At 70.3% G+C, this 1,582-nt stretch carries 2 protein-coding genes; both read left to right on the top strand.

Annotation, left to right across the window (positions count from 1 at the left end):
* On the top strand, positions 1-1,322 hold a 1,322-nt coding region (locus tag AB0I73_RS41225; protein WP_363045503.1), incomplete at its 5' end, for an acyl-CoA carboxylase subunit beta.
* A 57-nt stretch (positions 1,323-1,379) separates the two neighbouring features.
* Positions 1,380-1,574: an acyl-CoA carboxylase subunit epsilon gene (locus tag AB0I73_RS41230; protein ID WP_363045504.1), complete on the top strand. Its 195-nt coding sequence runs from the start codon at positions 1,380-1,382 to the stop codon at positions 1,572-1,574.
* Positions 1,575-1,582 lie beyond the last annotated feature (8 nt).

Raw genomic sequence — 1,582 nt, forward strand, 5'->3', positions numbered from 1 at the left:
TCACCGGCTGGGGCACGGTGGAGGACCGTACGGTCTTCGTCTACGCCCATGACTTCCGGATCTTCGGCGGTGCGCTGGGCGAGGCCCACGCCACCAAGATCCACAAGATCATGGACATGGCCATCGCGGCGGGTGCGCCGCTGGTCTCCCTCAACGACGGCGCGGGCGCCCGTATCCAGGAGGGCGTCTCGGCGCTCGCCGGCTACGGGGGCATCTTCCAGCGCAACACCAAGGCGTCCGGCGTCATCCCGCAGATCAGCGTGATGCTCGGCCCGTGTGCGGGCGGCGCGGCCTACAGCCCCGCCCTGACGGACTTCGTGTTCATGGTCCGCGAGACCTCCCAGATGTTCATCACCGGCCCGGACGTGGTCAAGGCCGTCACCGGTGAGGAGATCACCCAGAACGGCCTGGGCGGCGCGGACGTGCACGCCGAGACCAGCGGTGTCTGCCACTTCGCCTACGACGACGAGGAGACGTGCATCGCCGAGGTGCGCTACCTCCTCTCGCTGCTCCCGCAGAACAACCGCGAGACCCCCCCGCGGGCCGAGAGCGCCGACCCCGCGGAGCGCCGCGGCGAGAGCCTGCTGGACCTGGTCCCGGCCGACGGCAACCGCCCGTACGACATGACCAAGGTCATCGAGGAGATCGTCGACGACGGCGAGTACCTCGAGGTCCACGAGCGCTGGGCGCGCAACATCATCTGCGCGCTGGCCCGGATGGACGGCCAGGTCGTCGGCATCGTCGCCAACCAGCCCCAGACGCTGGCGGGCGTGCTCGACATCGAGGCGTCCGAGAAGGCCGCCCGCTTCGTGCAGATGTGCGACGCCTTCAACATCCCGATCCTCACCTTCCTGGACGTCCCCGGCTTCCTCCCGGGCGTCGACCAGGAGCACGGCGGCATCATCCGCCACGGCGCCAAACTGCTCTACGCCTACTGCAACGCCACCGTGCCGAGGATCTCGCTGATCCTGCGCAAGGCGTACGGCGGCGCGTACATCGTCATGGACAGCCAGTCCATCGGCGCCGACCTCACCTACGCCTGGCCCACCAACGAGATCGCCGTGATGGGCGCGGAGGGCGCGGCCAACGTCATCTTCCGCCGCCAGATCGCCGGCGCCGAGGACCCGGACGCCATGCGGGCGCGCATGGTCAAGGAGTACAAGGCCGAGCTGATGCACCCCTACTACGCGGCCGAACGCGGTCTGGTCGACGACGTCATCGACCCCGCCGAGACCCGCGAGGTGCTGATCCGGTCCCTGGCGATGCTCCAGAGCAAGCACGCCGACCTGCCCTCCCGTAAGCACGGCAACCCGCCGCAGTAAACCGGCGGACCCGCCGCGGCAACCCCGCGGACCTCTCTCCCAGGGAGACTGACACCCATGAGCACACCTGACATCCGTGTCGAGAAGGGCCACGCGGAGCCCGAGGAAGTCGCCGCCATCACGGCGATCCTCCTCGCCCGCGCGGCCACCCGCCCCACCTCCGGGGCCCGGACCCACCGCGGCCGCGCCAGGGCCGGCTGGCGCCGCCTCGAACGCGAGCCGGGTTTCCGCGCCCCGCACAGCTGGCGCTGACCTCACAC

This window comes from Streptomyces sp. NPDC050388 (assembly GCF_040655635.1).
In the GTDB taxonomy this organism is placed as follows: Bacteria; Actinomycetota; Actinomycetes; order Streptomycetales; family Streptomycetaceae; genus Streptomyces.